Annotated in this window: 15 protein-coding genes, 1 tRNA gene and 1 rRNA gene; 7 read left to right on the forward strand and 10 right to left on the reverse strand. The window is 53.9% G+C overall.

Translation table 11 applies throughout. The features are described 5' to 3' along the window. Positions 1-154 precede the first annotated feature (154 nt). The 3 genes from ACS1BR_RS05280 to ACS1BR_RS05290 all read right to left on the reverse strand — a co-directional run bounded on the left by ACS1BR_RS05280 (position 155) and on the right by ACS1BR_RS05290 (position 6384). Positions 155-469: a hypothetical protein gene (locus ACS1BR_RS05280; RefSeq protein WP_463560769.1), complete on the reverse strand. Its 315-nt coding sequence runs from the start codon at positions 467-469 to the stop codon at positions 155-157. Positions 470-619: 150 nt separating this feature from the next. After that, positions 620-5098: an FtsK/SpoIIIE domain-containing protein gene (locus ACS1BR_RS05285; RefSeq protein ID WP_463560772.1), complete on the reverse strand. Its 4479-nt coding sequence runs from the start codon at positions 5096-5098 to the stop codon at positions 620-622. A 479-nt stretch (positions 5099-5577) separates the two neighbouring features. Further along, positions 5578-6384 carry a biotin synthase BioB gene (locus tag ACS1BR_RS05290; protein WP_463560776.1) on the reverse strand — a complete coding sequence of 269 codons (807 nt, stop codon included), beginning with the start codon at positions 6382-6384 and terminating at the stop codon, positions 5578-5580. A gap of 111 nt (positions 6385-6495) precedes the next feature. Between ACS1BR_RS05290 and ACS1BR_RS05295 the strand changes: the two genes are divergently transcribed. The 6 genes from ACS1BR_RS05295 (at position 6496) to ACS1BR_RS05320 (ending at position 10594) form a co-directional block, all read left to right on the forward strand. Further along, positions 6496-7020: a TetR/AcrR family transcriptional regulator gene (locus tag ACS1BR_RS05295; protein ID WP_463560778.1), complete on the forward strand. Its 525-nt coding sequence runs from the start codon at positions 6496-6498 to the stop codon at positions 7018-7020. 72 nt (positions 7021-7092) lie between these two features. Further along, a complete protein-coding gene (locus ACS1BR_RS05300; RefSeq protein WP_463560780.1) occupies positions 7093-8466 on the forward strand; it encodes a galactokinase in 1374 nt (457 codons plus the stop codon). A 129-nt stretch (positions 8467-8595) separates the two neighbouring features. Next, positions 8596-8796, forward strand: a complete 201-nt coding sequence (locus tag ACS1BR_RS05305; RefSeq protein WP_463560782.1) for a CsbD family protein — start codon at positions 8596-8598, stop codon at positions 8794-8796. A 116-nt stretch (positions 8797-8912) separates the two neighbouring features. Further along, positions 8913-9215: a glutaredoxin domain-containing protein gene (locus ACS1BR_RS05310; protein ID WP_463560784.1), complete on the forward strand. Its 303-nt coding sequence runs from the start codon at positions 8913-8915 to the stop codon at positions 9213-9215. Further along, a complete protein-coding gene (locus ACS1BR_RS05315) occupies positions 9215-10045 on the forward strand; it encodes a shikimate 5-dehydrogenase (RefSeq protein ID WP_463560878.1) in 831 nt (276 codons plus the stop codon). The genes ACS1BR_RS05310 and ACS1BR_RS05315 overlap by 1 nt, the downstream gene beginning before the upstream one ends. A gap of 231 nt (positions 10046-10276) precedes the next feature. Beyond that, positions 10277-10594, forward strand: coding sequence for a DUF3800 domain-containing protein (locus ACS1BR_RS05320; protein ID WP_463560786.1), 318 nt, complete (start codon positions 10277-10279; stop codon positions 10592-10594). Between the two features lie 981 nt (positions 10595-11575). On the opposite strand, the gene ACS1BR_RS05325 is transcribed toward ACS1BR_RS05320, so the two are convergent. Both ACS1BR_RS05325 and ACS1BR_RS05330 read right to left on the reverse strand, forming a co-directional pair. Next, the gene (locus tag ACS1BR_RS05325; RefSeq protein ID WP_463560788.1) at positions 11576-12190 is read right to left on the reverse strand and encodes a rhomboid family intramembrane serine protease; all 615 of its coding nucleotides are present in this window, start codon (positions 12188-12190) and stop codon (positions 11576-11578) included. A 271-nt stretch (positions 12191-12461) separates the two neighbouring features. Next, a complete protein-coding gene (locus ACS1BR_RS05330; protein WP_463560790.1) occupies positions 12462-12989 on the reverse strand; it encodes a peptidylprolyl isomerase in 528 nt (175 codons plus the stop codon). A gap of 193 nt (positions 12990-13182) precedes the next feature. On the opposite strand from ACS1BR_RS05330, the gene ACS1BR_RS05335 reads away from it, so the two are divergent. Next, the gene (locus ACS1BR_RS05335) at positions 13183-13701 is read left to right on the forward strand and encodes a hypothetical protein (protein ID WP_463560792.1); all 519 of its coding nucleotides are present in this window, start codon (positions 13183-13185) and stop codon (positions 13699-13701) included. 144 nt (positions 13702-13845) lie between these two features. Here ACS1BR_RS05335 and rrf read toward each other — a convergent pair. From rrf to ACS1BR_RS05360, 5 genes are all read right to left on the reverse strand, one after another. Then, positions 13846-13962, reverse strand: a 5S ribosomal RNA gene (gene rrf / locus ACS1BR_RS05340). A gap of 3 nt (positions 13963-13965) precedes the next feature. Next, a tRNA-Ala gene (locus ACS1BR_RS05345) sits at positions 13966-14038 on the reverse strand. Positions 14039-14295: 257 nt separating this feature from the next. Further along, entirely contained in the window at positions 14296-14748 is a 453-nt protein-coding gene (locus ACS1BR_RS05350; protein ID WP_463560793.1) for a DUF3349 domain-containing protein, read from the reverse strand. Between the two features lie 33 nt (positions 14749-14781). After that, complete coding sequence (locus tag ACS1BR_RS05355) at positions 14782-15078, reverse strand: hypothetical protein (protein ID WP_463560795.1); 297 nt, start codon at positions 15076-15078, stop codon at positions 14782-14784. Beyond that, positions 15075-16349 (reverse strand): anion permease, encoded by a 1275-nt coding sequence (locus ACS1BR_RS05360; RefSeq protein ID WP_463560796.1) that lies wholly within the window; start codon positions 16347-16349, stop codon positions 15075-15077. Before ACS1BR_RS05360 ends, ACS1BR_RS05355 begins: the two co-directional genes overlap by 4 nt. Between the last annotated feature and the right edge of the window lie 168 nt (positions 16350-16517).

Genomic DNA, 16517 nt, shown 5'->3' on the forward strand with positions numbered 1-16517 from the left:
GAAGACCACGACGAAGGATTACCCGGACACGGATCCCCACCCGTCAAAGGCTCCCAACTACTCGGACGAGACATAATAAAATCCTTTCACTTTGAGGTGCAATATATCTTTATGGCCACAAAAATTTTCTTTGCTTTGATCTCTATTTTTTCTATTAGTTCTCTCTTGCCTTTTCTTTTGCATCGTCACTTCTGGGATCAAAGAGAGCCCCTGCCTGATCGGCGGCCTTGAACGCATCGTGAGCGTCCTGGACTCCATCACGGGCGTTGCTGTAGGAAGTTGTTGCGCTGGTAATCATGCCTGAGTCTTGGGGTTTCACCTGGTCGTTATGATGTGTCATCACGGGGTCTGAGTCAGACTCAGGACTTGCCGCGGCGGTATATCCCGCGGTCTCGATATCCGAGCGGGCGGATTCGAAGGCATCAATAAGAATTTGCAGGGTTTCATAATCGAAACGCAAGTCAGCCATGAATGTTCACTTTCTGTCAGAGCGGCAAGCAGCTTCCCTGCCCCGCTTTTCTTGAGCTTATCTGTCTTCCGAGCTAGTTTCTATGTTCAGGGACCCATACGGTTTCCTCTCCAAGATTTTCTTCCTGTGCGGTGTTGCGGGTGTGGTGGTTTAGTGGGCTATCTGGATATAGGTGATCTTTCCGTCACCGAGATTGACCAGTCCCCGCCCCACAGGTCGGGGTTGTTTCATAATTTCTGTGGTGATATGCAACCCGTAAGGTTTGAAATCTGATAGCCCTGAAGGTGCCAAGACACCACCGCGGCGGCGTTTGGCTATTTCGTAGGTCCACAGCAACATGCTTATACGGTCCCATTCGTCTATACCGTCAGCAGTAATAATGTGGGTGTTTTTAGTATTGATCGCGGTCCCCAGCCTTTGAAGCTCGTTAATGACCAGGGTATCGGTGATACTTGCTGCATCATCAACAATAAGCACCAGGTCCTGGATAGCCAGTGCTGTGCGGATAGCATCGGCGGTGATCTGATCCCCACTATAGTGAGCGATCAGGTTCTTATGCCCGGCCAAATCGGATAGGGGTGAGCGTAGCGGGGTTAACAGGACCACCGGGGCCCCGGCATCAAGACAGCACCGAGCCAGGGTTTTTAGGGCGGTGGATTTACCCGAGCGAGGTGGACCCCCGATCAGAAAGGTGGGTATTTCGGTCAGGTCAATAGCTGCCGGGGCTAGGCTTTCTCCCTCGATACCCAGTAGAGGCTTGAACGGCTCCAGCGCACCGGGTCCACCGGCAGCAGCTATGAGGTCTTCATACGTAATGTCTGTGGCCAGGTCCCTAAACTCTAGGGGCTGGTGGAAGACCGGTTGCTGGTTCTGTTGCCTTTCTGCTTCCCGACCGATCTCTGCGAGGGCTTGCGTTTGTGCCCGGCTACCGGGGTCCTTGGCCAGCAGGGCAATCTGGGTTTCCCGCCCGGTATTAGCCTCGAAGGCCCGACCGTTGGCGATAGTCTCGGGTAAGGTTCGAGAAATGATTCCTGCCGTGTTGTAGTCGGTGCGATTGGCGAGGCGCAGGATAAGTTTGTTATCGACCAGTGTGTTTGTCTGCGTGGACAGCAGGGACCTGTCCCCGGTAATAATCAGGTGAATACCCGCCGACGCTCCCTCCCGAAGGAGGGTGAGTGCGATTTGGCGGAGACTGTTCTGTACATCGCTTCCGATACCGTTGATAAATCCTTCCCACTGGTCGAAAAGGACCACCATATGCGGAATCCTATCCTTACTCGGGACGTGCCTACGCTGCTCGGCAACCGAAGCAAACCCGGCCTGAGCTAGCAGATTCCGCCGATGAGCAACCTCTCTCTCAAGATAGGACAAGAAACGTCTTAGAAGAACCTCCTGGGTTCTGGTAATAACAGTCTTACAGTGCGGCAAACTCAACAGCCCGGCCAGCCCACCATTACCAAAATCCACCCCGTACAAGTGCACATCATTCACCGAAATACGCGCGGCGATAGACCCGGCCAGAGTACGCAGGGTCTGGGTCCTCCCCGAACGTGGGGACCCCACAATAAACAGGTGGGACAGGGTCTCAAAATCCAGGGTCAGAGGCTTCTGAGTCTGAGACTCGGGAAAATCCTGAACACCAAAAGGAACCAACGGTAAGGCTGTGCTACCGTCACCGGCCCCATGATCGCCAGTAGTCCCGGTTTCAGAGAGAGCATCAACCTGATCCAGGGTAATATTCTCCGCCAGAGCAGGCAGCCAAGGACTGGGCTGGACCTCGATACCGCCCCTGTGAGTAGCCTCAGCCAAGGCCTCCACCAAAACCTGCACATCGGTCACCGGAGAATCCTCGACCGCGGTGTTTTTAGACTCGGGCAGCGGATACCCCAACCTATCCCAGGGCAGAAGGTGCACCAGAGGATCGGGAAGATGATCGGGGTCGAGTCTGGCACCACCCTCATTATTACCCGCTCCCCTCCTCTGCTGGGTAACGGGCCGCGGCCCTCCAACCCGCGACGCCTGGAAAGGTAGTAGAGGCTCCGCGCCCACCTTCATAAACGCCCGTCCTGGTGTGGTGGTGGATATCTCCGCCGCATCAGCACTACCAATCACGTCTTTACTCTCCAGGCTATTAGCCATACGCAAAGCAATCCGCAAATTAGTATTAGCCAAAATATCAGCAGTAATAGCCCCCTGAGGCCTTTGAGTAGCCATCACCAAATGAATCCCCAAAGACCTACCCCGCTGAGCAATATTGACAATACCAGCCACAAAATCAGGCAACTCAGCCTTCAGTGCCGCGAACTCATCAATCACCAAAACCAGCCGCGGTAACGGCGGCAACTCCTCTTCTCCTTCTTCTGCGGCCCGGCTACGAGTCAGGATATAGTCATCAATATCCTTAGCCCCAGCAGTAGCCAACAAATGCTCACGACGGCGTAACTCTGCTCTAAGCGAGACCATCGCCCGAGCCACCAGATGATCATCCAGATCGGTGACAATACCCACCGTATGCGGTAGCGCAGCGAAATCGGTAAAAGCAGCCCCACCCTTGTAATCAATAAGAACAAAGACCATCTCATCGGCCCGGTTAGCCAAAGCCAAAGAAGCGATTAGGGTTTGCAGTAGTTCTGATTTACCGGCCCCGGTCGTACCAGCAATCAGGGCGTGGGGGCCGTCGGTGACCAGATCAAAACTAAAAGGCCCGTCCATACTGACCCCGATCGTGGCCCTGGTCGAGCGAGGGGTTAGGGCCCAGGTACTCAGGATGGTTTCAGGCTCGGGATCGGTGAGATCAACCGTTTCTAGAAACCGGGCCCGGGCCGGTAACCCAGCATCAGCCTCATCAGTAGCATCACGCAAAGGAGCCAGGGCGCGACTAACCCGATAGAACCAAAAAGATTCGGGCATGTCAGCAGTAAGATTGGTGATAGCACTCTCGCGGTCACGCTTAAGCGTAACGGGACCCTTATCCTGTGCAGTCACGATAGCCTTAGACTCTTCCGGCAGATAATGCTCTTCAGTTTCGGTACAGACAGCATAAATACCGAAAGCCGGCCCCTCAGCAAGAAGACGGGCCGTGGCCGGAAACTGCCGCAGAGCGCGTGCATGATCAAAAACCACCACCACAGCCGGATAGGCAGTAACCGGGTTAACCTTAGACCCGTTGAATCCGGTACCGCTCTGCGCATCTCTCTGTCGCCGCTCAAGAATATCTATCAGCTCAGTCAACCGCTGGCTAATACTGCGAATATCATTGCCAATACTCACCGGACTCTTCCCACTCTTGGCATGGGGTAGCCAACGCACCCACTCCCAATAACCCTTGCTTTCAGACGTAGTGAGCACGGTGATACTCAAATCACGCGGACTATGGGTAATAGCCAGCTGGGCAACAGCCCAGGCCGCAATCTGTTGGGTACTGACAGGATCCCCGCAGATACCAACCACACCATAATCAATCAGGCTGACCGGCACCGGCACATCCGGTGCGGTAATTTTTTGGGTGCGACGGTGGTCAAGCTCTTCAGGCCGATAAAGACTAATATCGGTGGTAGCCTCGGTAACTCCGATCCGAAGATTCAGATAATCCGGGTCGACCCGGCGGCGTTCCCATAGCCGGGGCGTGGGCAGGGTCGCCATCAGACCCGCGGTCACCGGATCCGGTAAAGAAAGACGCTGCTCCTGGGTGTAATCCACCACCGCCTGGTTAATATCCCGATCAATGGCAGCAATAGTTCTACGATATTTAGCAATACGCTGCCGGTAGCTGGTTTTACCGTTCTTGCGGTTATTGATATAGCTGGCCACCATCATGACCGGCGACATCAGACCAAAAATGAGAAAGTAGGGCCGCTGCATCACGGCCGCCAATGTGATCGCCAAGAGTAAGGGAATGAGCATGGCCAGGATCGGCAGCGGGCTACGGGCAGTCTGCTCGGGTTCTGCGGGGTATTTGAAACTGGTTTCCCGCGGGTGAGGCAGTAGCCGCGGAGGCCGGTTAAAATCAATCAAACCCGGCTTAGACGACATGCTGATAGACGCTGGAACCGGAGGGGTCGCAGATATTTCAAAGATATACTCACCGATACGGATCCAGTGGCCCTCCTCCCAGTCCACCGGCTCGGTGACCGGAGTGCCGTCGAGTGACACCGCGCTGGTCTTGGTGGTGTTCTCAATCGTGCAGCGATCCTCCTCGACAGTAATAGCGGCCGAGGTGAGAGGTAGATCAGGGTCATCCAGGGTCCAGGTACAGCGGGAATCAGAACCAAAAGTCCCAACACCGGGAGTATCCAGGCAATAGTAGCTACCAGCATCGGGCCCAGACGTTTGGCTGATGATAAATGAACCGGTGAGGCGGTCACCGGAATATGCTCCTCGCGGGCGGTCCCTGATAGTCCCCTCCGAGAGTATGAGGGCCCCGTCGGCGATATCGAGTTCTGACCACGTCATATCAGACCCGCAGGTATAAGAGGTTCCCTCACCGGTCTCGGCGGCGAATGAGATATTTAGCCCGGTAGCCCGGTTGATAGCCTCTGCTACCCTGTGAGCCGGCGTGTCCCGGTGGGCATCAACCATAAGATGGATAAGTTCGCCGGTTTCTGCTTTCACGGAGATATGAACTACCACGTAACTAACTGTCTTTCACTACTGTGCCTGCACACGGGCGATCCGAATGGGCATGACCGCACCTTTTTGTTGCATTCACCAGTTACCCCCTGGTAAATTGCTTTACAAAGAAACTAATTTGTACTTGAAGGGTGACGGCACCATGGGGAGATGCCCCCACCCCCAAGCATGTTGCTTAAACTAATATGTTCAGCAGGGGCTTGTCCACCCCTTCTCACGCTCACCCGAGGCGCAAAAATTACCCCCAAAATGTCTACAAAACCGACATTCCTGCACTGTCTCTTACAGAGATGTCAGGCTATAAGTAAATAGCTCGGAATACATTTGACCATGCCAGAAACGCATTGTATTTGTGCCACAGAACGGGAAATGGCCACCAGCCGCCCCCACCTATACTGTGGGCCATTTGGGGGATAACACCGGAACCGGTTCCCGAAAAAATTTTTCTGTTAGAACCGATACACCCAACGAAATCCAGACTAGGAGCAGCAGCCGCCCCCGCAACCGGCGGCCGGCGACTTCTCAACATCTTCCACCGACCGGGACCCGCAACCACCCGAACCGCAACCGCAGCCACCTGCACCGCCGCAGCCGCCAGAGCCCTCGGCTGAAAACACCTCACCGGCATAGACGGAAGCATCGGCAACCCCCTGCCCCTCCAGGTAAGAAATATAATCCTCAACAAGGTTGCGATGCTCAGCGCCAAGAACACTCAACCCCGCACCGTCAATCATCTTCAAATCTTCAAAAACAGCTCGGGGCCCCAGCTCTCTATAGTCGCTCAAAAAGGTGGAATCAATCAGATGAAAGGCCAGCGACTGTAGAGAGCGCATATGCGCCTCTCTTCCGGCAATCACCCGCAGGCTCTTTGCCGGTGCCGCCAGCCGACATGCAGCCAGAACCCGGAGGCAGTACATGGGTGTCAAAGAATCAGCGGCGCTTGTGTCCTCGCCACCGGGTACCACAAAATCAATACTGATATGCGGCACCGAACTGTCGGCGGCTAGAGCAGAAATGCTGTGCGCCAGCTCTTCAGGAGTTTCACCGGCACCCACCCGCACAGCACCCCCGTGCGCGGGCGTGGAGGGAGCTTGCCTCCCGCCCTCACCCACGAGGTTGGTCACCTCCAGGGTGTTGTGGAAATAGGTTCGACGATACTCCGCCGCCACCTCAACCAGCGCAAAGGTAGCACCCGGGCCGGCATTGAGTATATCTAGAAGATCTTTTTCACCGGCGGTCTCCCCCGCGCGCATTTTCTGGGTAAGCTCTACAAAATTGAGTGTCATGTTTCCATTCAACCGCATTACGGGAGCACATACAGCCCCGCTCAGGCTGAGAGCATACAGGAATAATTTTCTGACACCTCCCGTCTCTTTTCACTGTTTTACAATGGGCAGGTGGCTCTCTCTCGCGAAATAATTTTGGATACAGCTTTTACCCTGCTCAAGCAGTACGGGCTGGCCGATCTTTCCATGCGCAGGTTAGCCACCGAACTCGGGGTCGCCCCCGGCGCTATCTACTATCACGTAAAAAATAAGCAGGAGCTGCTTGCTTCCCTAGCCTCACGCATGGTTGAGCACATCAGCTTTGAGGGCCAAGACCCGCAGCGGGCCCTGCTCTGCGGTGCCCTGGACCTCTACTCCCGCACGATACAGGTCCCCGAGTCGGCAGAAGTGATCCGCCTAGCCCTCGCCATTCGCCCCCAAACACTGGTTTTTATCACCGCCTCCAGCCAACTTTTAGCGCGGCTGGGAGTCAAAGAACCCGAGCTGGCAGCAAAATGTCTGCTTCACCTCTGCCTGAGCCTGATAGAAGAAGAACAAACCGGGTCGCTCTTGCGGTCCTCTCCCCCGCCGGTAACAGCCCCCAGCACCTACCGGGTCGCTGTACATAGCATCGTGGCCGGGTGGGATAGGGAATAACACTGTCCGTCTCAGCCTTATATTCTCGGTTGTTTACCCGATTCGGCAACACCTCGCACAGAAAGTTGATTCATGACATCCTTTGCCGCACCCCACTGGGAGGTTCTTCCCGACCACCGGAAACAGGTGGAGAAAGTTCGCTCCGCTTTCATCGAAAAATACGGGGTGGAGCCCGACGGCGTGTGGTCGGCACCGGGTCGCCTCAACCTGCTAGGTGAATACATCGACTTCTTGGGTGGCTCCTGTATACCTATGCCGCTCCCCTACCGAACCTATGTGGCCGGCAAGCTACGCACCGACGGGGTCTTGCGCGCCGAATCACTGCAAATGCCCGGTGATGAGCGCACCGTGGTGATCCGAGATATTCAGCCGGGCAGACTGAAAGGCTGGTTCACCTATGTAGCCGGTGTTGCCTGGGCTATGAACCAGGAAGGTGGAAGGGATATTTCGCTTCCGCTGAATTTTGGGGCCGACCTCCTGTTTGACTCCCGTGTACCGGTGGGTGGCGGACTCTCATCTTCGGCGGCGATTGAGTGCTCCACCGTGCTTGCCCTGCTTGATTTGTCCTGCCCCATCCGTGAGGGTTGCGACCAGTCTGAACCGCTTCCCTCCGATCGGGGGCCAAACAACGATTCTTTACGGGCCCGGCTCGCCCAGGTGTGCATAAGGGCTGAAAACGATGTTGCCGGTGCCCGCACCGGTGGGCTTGATCAAACTGCGTCTTTGAGATCTAAACCCGGTAAGGCTCTGGTGATTGATTTTCATGATTTTTCGATTGACCCGGTAACCGCCGATCTTGATTCGGCCGGTCTTGCTTTTCTGGTGATAAACACCAACACTCCGCACAAACTTGCCGGGGACCAGTTTGCTGCCCGGCGGCAGGCGGCCGAGGCATGCACCGAGGCGCTGGGTTTAACCTATCTACGCGATGCCCTACCCCGGGATCTTTCCTGCACCGGCCTCAATGAGAGAGAGGCCAAGCTCCGGCGGCTGAACCTGGTTGATGAAACCACTACCGGTGCCCTGGACGCTCTCGAGGGCACCCGGCAGCCGCCGTCTTTTCCCCGCGGGTGGATTCGCCATGTTTTCCACGATATGGCGCTTGTTGAGCGGGCGGCCTATCTTCTGAAAAATACGGGTGTTTTGGGTAGTTCCGCCTGGGAGGAATTGGGGCACCTGTTCACCGAGTCGTTTGTTTCTATGCGCGATGAGTTGAGAGTTTCTCGCCCGGAAATTGATCTTTGCGTTGACACCTGCCTTGCTGCCGGTGCCCTGGGGGCGCGCATTGTTGGCGGCGGATTCGGTGGGGCAGTTATGGCGCTGATGGAGAAGGATAAGCTCAATGACACCGCTGAGGCTGTTGCTCTTGCCTATGCTGCCGCCGGGTATGAGGCGCCGGAATTTTTGCCCATGGTGGCGGGGTTTGCGGCGGATAAAGATATGTAGTCCGCTGCGGGTTGAGTTCACGGGTAGAGTAATTCGACAACACGCTGGGTATCTACCGTTCTTATAAGTAAACTTATAGGTGGTGCGTGTGACCTTCGCAGGCGCCCAGAGATATCTAAGGAGATAATCATGAGTGCAGCAGATAAGTTCAATGAGTTTTCAGGCAAGGTCAAAGAGGGCGTGGGCAAGCTAGCTGATGACAGCAAGCTTCAGACCGAGGGCAAGGCGGATCAGGTGAAATCCAAGGTTGAGGGCGCTGTTAACGATGCCAAAGAAAAAGTAGAGGGCACGGTTCAGGGTCTCAAAGATTCTTTTTCGAAAAACGACTAGTCCACCCATCGCATAAACACTGCCCGGCAGCTTGTAGCTGCCGGGCAGTGTCGTTTAGGCTGGGCATGTTTGAGGGGTTTCCCCTCGTCTAGGCAACCCAAGTAAGGAGTACAATCATGCCGCGCACACAGGCCACGCAGGCAGAAGCTGAGCAGGTTATCAACAACGGTGGAGTAGTTATTTATTGGCGCCCCGGCTGCCCCTTCTGCGAGCGCCTTGATTCAGGTCTAGGGAGTGAGGGCGATAAGGCAACCTGGGTGAATATTTGGGAAGATAGCGCCGCAGAGGATTTTGTGAAGTCTGTCAATGACGGCAACGCGGTAGTGCCCACGGTAGTGACCTCCGAGAAATCTTTTGTTGCGTCGTCTCCTAAGGCCCCTAAGATTGTGTCGGCGCTACTCAAGAAGGCTGGTCAGTGATGGGGACTTTTGTGGGACGGCCGCCGCTGAACCGCGATACCGCGGTCTGTATTTCCCTGTCGGGGAGGCCATCAAATCACGGGATCAAATTCCATAATTATCTCTATGAGAAATACGGTCTCGATTTTCTGTATAAAGCCATGACAACCACCGATATTGAGGCCGCTATCGGCGGTGTACGGGCTCTTGGTTTTCGCGGTTGTTCGGTATCTATGCCTTTCAAACAGGCGGTTATTCCGCTGGTTGACGAGGTGGATCATTCTGCGTCGGTGATTGGTGCTATCAACACTATTGTGAATACCGACGGCTATTTGCACGCATATAATACCGATGTTATTGCGGTAGCTTCTCTCCTCGCCTCGCACGGGGTTGACCCGTCTTTGCCTTTTATTCTGCGGGGTTCTGGCGGTATGGCTCGGGCTGTTGCCGGTGCTTTTTATGATGCCGGTTTTGCTCAGGGGACAATTCTTGCCCGAAATGAGGAGACCGGGCGGGAGATTGCCGACCGTTACGGTTATAGGTGGGTTCCTCGTCTCGGGTCGTTGAGGGCTCCCATTCTGGTGAATGTTACCCCCATCGGTATGGAGGGCGGTAGCGAGGTGGATTCTTTGGCTTTCCCCGTGGAGGCTATTGAGTCTGCCCAGGTTGTGTTTGACGTTGTGGCTATGCCGGTAGAGACACCGCTGATTCGGGCAGCGCGGGCGGCTCATAAAGAGGTGATTACCGGCGGTGAGGTTATAGCCTTGCAGGCAGCTGAGCAGTTTCGTCTCTACACCGGTGTGACTGTTTCTGCGACCGATATTGCAGAGGCTGAGGCTCAGGCGAGCTAGGTGGGGCGGAATCTTCAAGATTCCGAGTCTCAACTATTTTTATTCATGCCAAGGTTTACTTATAAGGGTGTCACAGGACCACATCAAGCGTGATCCTGTGACACCCTTCCTAAAATCAGCCTCACTGTATACGTTCCTACTTCCCTAAAACATTGCCCACTTCTTCATACCTGTTATACCTGTGGAAGAATAGATGCTGGAAAATGAGATGCATGTCAGATAAGGGGATCAATGACTCGCCTTTATGCCTATGTTGATGAAACTGGTGATTTGGGAGCTAATTTTAGGAGCCCAGGAACCTCTAGATATTTTGGGATGGCAGGCATAGTTATGACTAAGCCAGGTGCGGCCGCTGCTCGTCAACTAGTGATGAGCTTGAAGCATGAATTTAAGATTCCGGCCGGTAAGAATCTTAGCTGGAAAGCACATGTTCGTGACCACGAGCGGCGCAAGTACGTTTCTCAGCGTCTCGCAACCCTAGAAAGCGTAAAGGTTATCTATGTTTTTACGGACAAAAAAGAAGTTCAAGGTGAAAAGGTGAATACGTAAAGGATCGTGGTTTCTTATACAACTATGTTGCGGGAAAGATGTTCAAAAATATCTTGTATGCCGCCAAACACTGGGATCAGGAACCCGAAGATCTAGTAGTAAGATTTTCCCATGTTAAAAATCTTGACCATGCTGCCGTGTCAGAACCGTATCTTCGAACCAAGGTAGATAAACTGCCTTCTCTGGAGAGATTATCTGAATTGAAATGGGTTGACGCTCGGAGATATAAAGAATCTGATGTAGCTGACTTATTTGCCGGGTGTTTACATGCAGCCTTGAAAAAGGACAGGTATGGGAACACCGAAAGCAGTTATCTTCGAACAGTTTGGCCCCTTATTCGTAATACCGAACAGTGCGAAACTGATTCCAAACACTGTGCGATCCCGCTGGGCGTGATGCCAATGCCTCATTACTGGGTAGTGGAAAAGATGGACTGGTCATGTGAGGGCTGTCCTGCTGTAAAAAGGTACCCTGCACCTCCTCAGAGCTGATCCACCTAAGGAGTGCGTTGGATGAACAACGCCAGACATCTGAGCGAGGTACAAGATACCTTTATTATTTATTGTAGTTCTTGTTGCACTATGGACACAAGATGTTGCACTTCTGCAAAATCTCGAACCCCACTACAGCATCGAAAGAATCTGTCTGCGGTGTAGGGCCCCAGCAGAGTGCACCAAAGTTTCCTTACCATTCTGTACCCTAGATAACCTACACTTCAACATACTAGTATCAATGGATTCAGGCTACCAGCTATGGGTACTGCCGCACCGCTACCTGCGTCTACGCGTGAAATTACAGAAATACACAGGCTGTTTCTCCGGTTTATCCACAGGTGGGGATAAACCTGGGGAAAATGGTTACATCCGTGTAATTACGCTGCAAACATTCCCTCTGCCCGCACTCCCAACGCCCCACAGCCTCTCCGCAAATTACAGAGATGTAGTTATTAACAGCTGTGGATAGATCCTGTGGATACAGGTTTTATGCGTCGTATCTTTTCACGGGTTTCCGCTGTGCAGGTTTGGTCAGCAGGAAGGCTACAGCAGCACCCGTGACCAGTCCACCCAGGTGCGCCTCCCACGAAATACCGGGCACAATAAAACCGTAGACAAAATTTACGGCAATCAAAATTAGAATCGCTGTGGCATCGTTTCCGCGCAGCCTACTGAGCACAAAGAAGGCACCAAAAAGACCAAATATTCCTCCCGAGGCACCAACAGTATTGACATTGAGCTGCCCGAGCAGCTCCCCAATAATCCATACCCCGGCAGATCCTCCGACGATGGAGAGCAGATACACCACAAGATATTTCCATCTGCCCATCATGGGTTCAAGGGCACGGCCAAAGAACCACAGCGAAAACATATTGAGCAGCAGGTGAGAAATATTTGTTTGATCGTGCACAAATCCGGCGGTGAGCATCCGCCACCACTGCCCTGTCACCTCAACATACAGGGGGTTGTAGAGAAAAGTGGTGATCACCAGGTAGTTGGGGATTATCCTTTGCAGCGCATACACCAGCACGTTAAGACCGATGAGTATGTAGGTGAGTACCGGTCTGGTAGCCGAAGATTTTATGGTGGGTACTCGACTCATGTATTTGTCCCGGCAGTCCACACACATCATTCCTACCTCTAGCGGTACTTGGCACTGTGGACAGGTACCGCGTCCACACCGCCCGCACCGGGTGTAGGCCACCTGGTCCGGGTGTCGGGGACAGACGGGAAACTGAGGCTGTTCCGAGCCTGCTGGATAAGAGGTCACAGTTTTTCTTTTCTTTCATCCACGGGGCGCAATACTCGATGGGTATTTCCGGTGTAAAGAAGCCCGCCCGGTGGCTACCGGGCGGGCTTGAAAACAGTTACAGCTATAGTTTTTTAATATCGATTGACGAGATAACAACGTCTTCAACAGGGCGGTCCATAGCACCGGTTTGCACGCCCTCGATAGCATCTACCACTTTCTTTGATGCCTCATCGTTCACCTCGCCAAAGATTGTGTGACGGCCGTTGAGCCAGGGTGTCTCAACGGTGGTGATAAAGAACTGTGAGCCATTGGTTCCTGGACCGGCATTCGCCATCGCCAGCAGGTAGGGCTTGTTAAAGGAGAGTTCCGGGTGAATTTCGTCTTTGAACTGGTAGCCCGGGCCACCGATCCCCTGCCCCAGCGGGTCACCGCCCTGAATCATGAACTCGGGGATAATACGGTGAAAGATAACGTCCTTGTAGAGGGGGCCTTCCTGCACTTCACCGGTGCGGGGGTGGCGCCATTCCTGGCTGCCATCGGAGAGACCGATAAAATTATCGACGGTCAGGGGGGCATGATTGCCAAAGAGATCCACCACAATATCACCGTGATTGGTGTGGATTGTGGCCTGAGCAGTTGCTTTAGTCATGAACACCATTTTTGCACGTGCCACTGTGCCTTAGCTAGAAAACACCCGGGCTTTTTCACTGAGCGGAAAACAGTCCGCAGACCGGGCTGGGGGCGGGCATTTTGCTGATTTACTCAGTAAGGTAGGGTACGGAACCGTTTATTTGCCGTGCGATATTTCTACGCGCGGCGTATCTGTAGGAGGTCACCCAATCATGGTATGTGGTAGAAGAAAGGCAGCTAAAGCTCAAAAGGCTACCGAGAAGTACCTGGCTAAGGCTCAGAAGTTCTCGGGGCGCAAGTCTGATAAGTTCACCAAACTTGCAGAGGCTCAAGCGGCTAAAGCACAGAAGTTTGCTGAAAAGCAGGCCGCTAAAGGTGCTCAGGTTATTGAAAATGTATCCCCAGCGTTTGAGGATGCTGTGTCGAAGGCACGTATTAAAGCCGGCGAAGTGGCTGCTGTTGCCGCAGAGAAGCTCAACGATATTGAGGTTCCCGCCCAGGCTGAGGCACTGATTGAGAAGGCCGGTGGCAACAAGAAGACTCTCAAAAAGGCACAAAAGCAGGCTGTAAAGGCAGCTAAGGCCTACGCTAAAGAGCAGAAGAAAGCTGCTCGAGGTGGGAATAAGGGTCTGCTGTTTGTGGGACTGGTGGCAACGGCCGCGATCGCCGGTTTTGCCGCATATAAGGCGTCACGCCCGGTAGAGGATCCCTGGAAGACTCCCGCCGCATAGGGGTTTTAGCCCGTTTATTTTATCGTGCTGTCCCCGTACCCGCTACATGCGGGTACGGGGACATTTTATGGGCCCGTTAGTTTTTCCTCAGAATATAAAAGGGAGTTCTCAAGCTCACTGCTTGAGACCTCCCACCAAAATATAGTTCGGCGATAACCTACTCTCCCACACCGTCTCCAGTGCAGTACCATCGGCGCGAAGAGGCTTAGCTTCTGGGTTCGGAATGGAACCAGGCGTTTCCCTCTTGCTATCATCACCGAAACGTGGAGGCGAGGGGACTCGAACCCCTAACCCTCTGCTTGCAAAGCAGATGCGCTACCAATTGCGCCACGCCCCCGTATCGGGTGTACAACAAGCTTACTACAGCTTTATTGCACATACAAACCCACTATAGCATTTTATCGGTTACTTGCACCACATATTTCTACATTTTTAACGAAAATTTAGTTGGGCACTCAACAGTGAGGGCACCCCGCGCCCGGAGTGCCCTCGCGCGCACCCGACTTTTTGGACTACTGAAACGAGCGCGCCTCTCACATTTGGAGAGTCTCTATCCCGCACCAAATCAGTAGCTTCAGCACGGGCTAAATCTAGTTATTCTTTCTCGGCCACCGGATCCGCCTCAAGAAGACCGGCCCTACTCGCCGCCTCCTCAGCGATCTTCAACTCATCGGTTGTTGGATCTTCGTAGCGAACATACCCTTTGGTATCGGTGGGCGAAACCGGGTCATCTTTCCCAAAATGCCCTTCGGCGATGAGTAACCCGTGGGCCCCCAAAATACGGGCGACACGGTCAATTTCTCGCGGCGTGGGAACCTCGTCAATCACCTTGCGAATATACTCGTTGATCCGCTGATCACTCACGTATTCCTCACCGCGCGCTGCCCGCGAAGCCATAAGACGGCGAATAACCTCGGTCAGCTGCTCATCGTCGAGACGGTGACGCAGAACCGCCATCACGGCGGCCCGGTCTTGAGGTGGAATATCCTCGGGGTATCCAACATTCAACCAGTCAATTACCCGGCCAACAATACTGCGGTGGGGCATACGGCAACTCCTTTGCTAGGAACCGTCATCGGACTACTCACCCGAGAGTCCAAAGAGGTTAAATCCGGTGGTGTGGTAGATAAAGTCTTTGGCGATCCAATAGATGGCAAAGACAATAACCAGCACGATAACAGCAAAGATAGCGTATGCGATCGCTTTATGCACGCCTGAGGGCTCTTCAATCTCAATAAGACGCCCATCCGCCGTGTACTCGGTGGTGCCGGCAAGCATTCTCATACCCAGGGCATAAAAGGCCGGTAGACCTGCCCCAAACACCAGACCCGCCAGAGCCACAGGGATGATTCTGCCAATAATCTCTAGAAGATTCACCGTGCACTCACTTTCTCTGACTCTGCTTTAAAGGTCTCTGTTTTTAGAGAAACTCTGTTCTCTCCCGAGGCCACCTCCACCGACTCCATCTCAACGACCACTTTGCTTTTCGCTTCAGATCGCCCATCCTCCCAGTCAGCGTTGACGTTTGAGGAGTCAACCGGCTCCCGCTTGGAGTGCAGGTACATCCAGGTGCAGAAACCAACCAGGATAAGGAAAACTACTAGTTCACCCAGCCACTCGCTACCGGTGAAACGGTTGAGGTAGTGGCCGATAAACCAGGTGATTGCCCCGATAGCTCCGGCGGCAGGGAGAGTAATGACCCAGGCAACCACCATACGGCCGGCAACGCCCCAGCGCACCTCGGCCCCTTTACGGCCCAGGCCGCTACCCAGGATCGACCCGGTTGCAACATGGGTGGTGGAGAGAGCCATACCAAAATGAGACGATGTCAAAATAATAGCCGCCGATGACCCCTCGGCCGCCATACCCTGCGGGGTATCAATCTCTACCAGGCCCTTACCGAGGGTTCGGATAATACGCCAACCACCCCAGTAGGTACCCAGAGCAATAGCCAGGGCGCATGACAGCTTCACCCAGAAAGGAATCTCAGCCTCGGGATCAATTTCACCCGCGGCAACCAGGGCCAGAAAGATAACGCCCATGGTTTTCTGCGCGTCATTGGTTCCGTGGGCCAGAGACACCAGGGAGGCGGTACCCACCTGGCCCCAGCGAAAACCCTCTTGCTTTTTACTATCAGATACCGGGCGCGAAATACGGTAGATAAGCCATGTTCCGACGGTGGAAACCAAAGCAGCTACCACCGGTGCTAGCAGTGCGGGAACAACAATCTTTGACGCCACACCGTCCCACTGCACACCTGAAGTTCCTATAGCGGCCAGGGCGGCACCGATAAGGCCCCCAAAAAGGGCGTGAGAAGAGCTAGAGGGTAGCCCCAAAAGCCAGGTCAGCACATTCCACAGAATACCGCCCACCAGGCCCGTAAAAACGATGAGCATGAGCCCGGAGTTGTCTCCCGATACAGCGTCGAGATCAACTATCCCCTTCCCCACAGTTTTAGCGACCTCCACCGAGAGAAAGGCACCGATAAGGTTGAGGACAGCGGATAGAGCTACAGCTACTTTGGGCTTCAGAGCACCGGTGGCAATTGAGGTTGCCATTGCGTTTCCGGTGTCATGGAATCCATTCGTGAAGTCAAAGGCGAGAGCCGTCAGCACCACGATAGTCAAAATGATGAGTTCAGTAGTCACAGTCTCGATTATGCGCCGATAGTTTTCATAAAGAAAACACCGGCAAGTACCGGAGAAACAGCGGTTTTAAACCACATACCCACAGCTAAAACAACATGACTCGACGGGCACACTCTACCCGCCCAGACTCCGGTCATCCTACTTCCCCGCAAATATTACCCAGATAAA

The sequence above is a fragment of the Rothia sp. 18CD1-1 genome, assembly GCF_055285355.1.

Excerpts from the sequence above, each read along its gene's own strand:
- ACS1BR_RS05350 (WP_463560793.1), bottom strand. The coding sequence starts at position 14,748 with ATGCCCCACCGCAGTATTGTTGGCCGGGTAATTGACTGGTTGAATGTT.
- ACS1BR_RS05305 (WP_463560782.1), top strand. The coding sequence starts at position 8,596 with ATGAGTGCAGCAGATAAGTTCAATGAGTTTTCAGGCAAGGTCAAAGAG.
- ACS1BR_RS05330 (WP_463560790.1), bottom strand. The coding sequence starts at position 12,989 with ATGACTAAAGCAACTGCTCAGGCCACAATCCACACCAATCACGGTGAT.
- ACS1BR_RS05320 (WP_463560786.1), top strand. The coding sequence starts at position 10,277 with ATGACTCGCCTTTATGCCTATGTTGATGAAACTGGTGATTTGGGAGCT.
- ACS1BR_RS05325 (WP_463560788.1), bottom strand. The coding sequence starts at position 12,190 with ATGAGTCGAGTACCCACCATAAAATCTTCGGCTACCAGACCGGTACTC.
- ACS1BR_RS05300 (WP_463560780.1), top strand. The coding sequence starts at position 7,093 with ATGACATCCTTTGCCGCACCCCACTGGGAGGTTCTTCCCGACCACCGG.
- ACS1BR_RS05335 (WP_463560792.1), top strand. The coding sequence starts at position 13,183 with ATGGTATGTGGTAGAAGAAAGGCAGCTAAAGCTCAAAAGGCTACCGAG.
- ACS1BR_RS05310 (WP_463560784.1), top strand. The coding sequence starts at position 8,913 with ATGCCGCGCACACAGGCCACGCAGGCAGAAGCTGAGCAGGTTATCAAC.
- ACS1BR_RS05290 (WP_463560776.1), bottom strand. The coding sequence starts at position 6,384 with ATGACACTCAATTTTGTAGAGCTTACCCAGAAAATGCGCGCGGGGGAG.
- ACS1BR_RS05280 (WP_463560769.1), bottom strand. The coding sequence starts at position 469 with ATGGCTGACTTGCGTTTCGATTATGAAACCCTGCAAATTCTTATTGAT.
- ACS1BR_RS05315 (WP_463560878.1), top strand. The coding sequence starts at position 9,215 with ATGGGGACTTTTGTGGGACGGCCGCCGCTGAACCGCGATACCGCGGTC.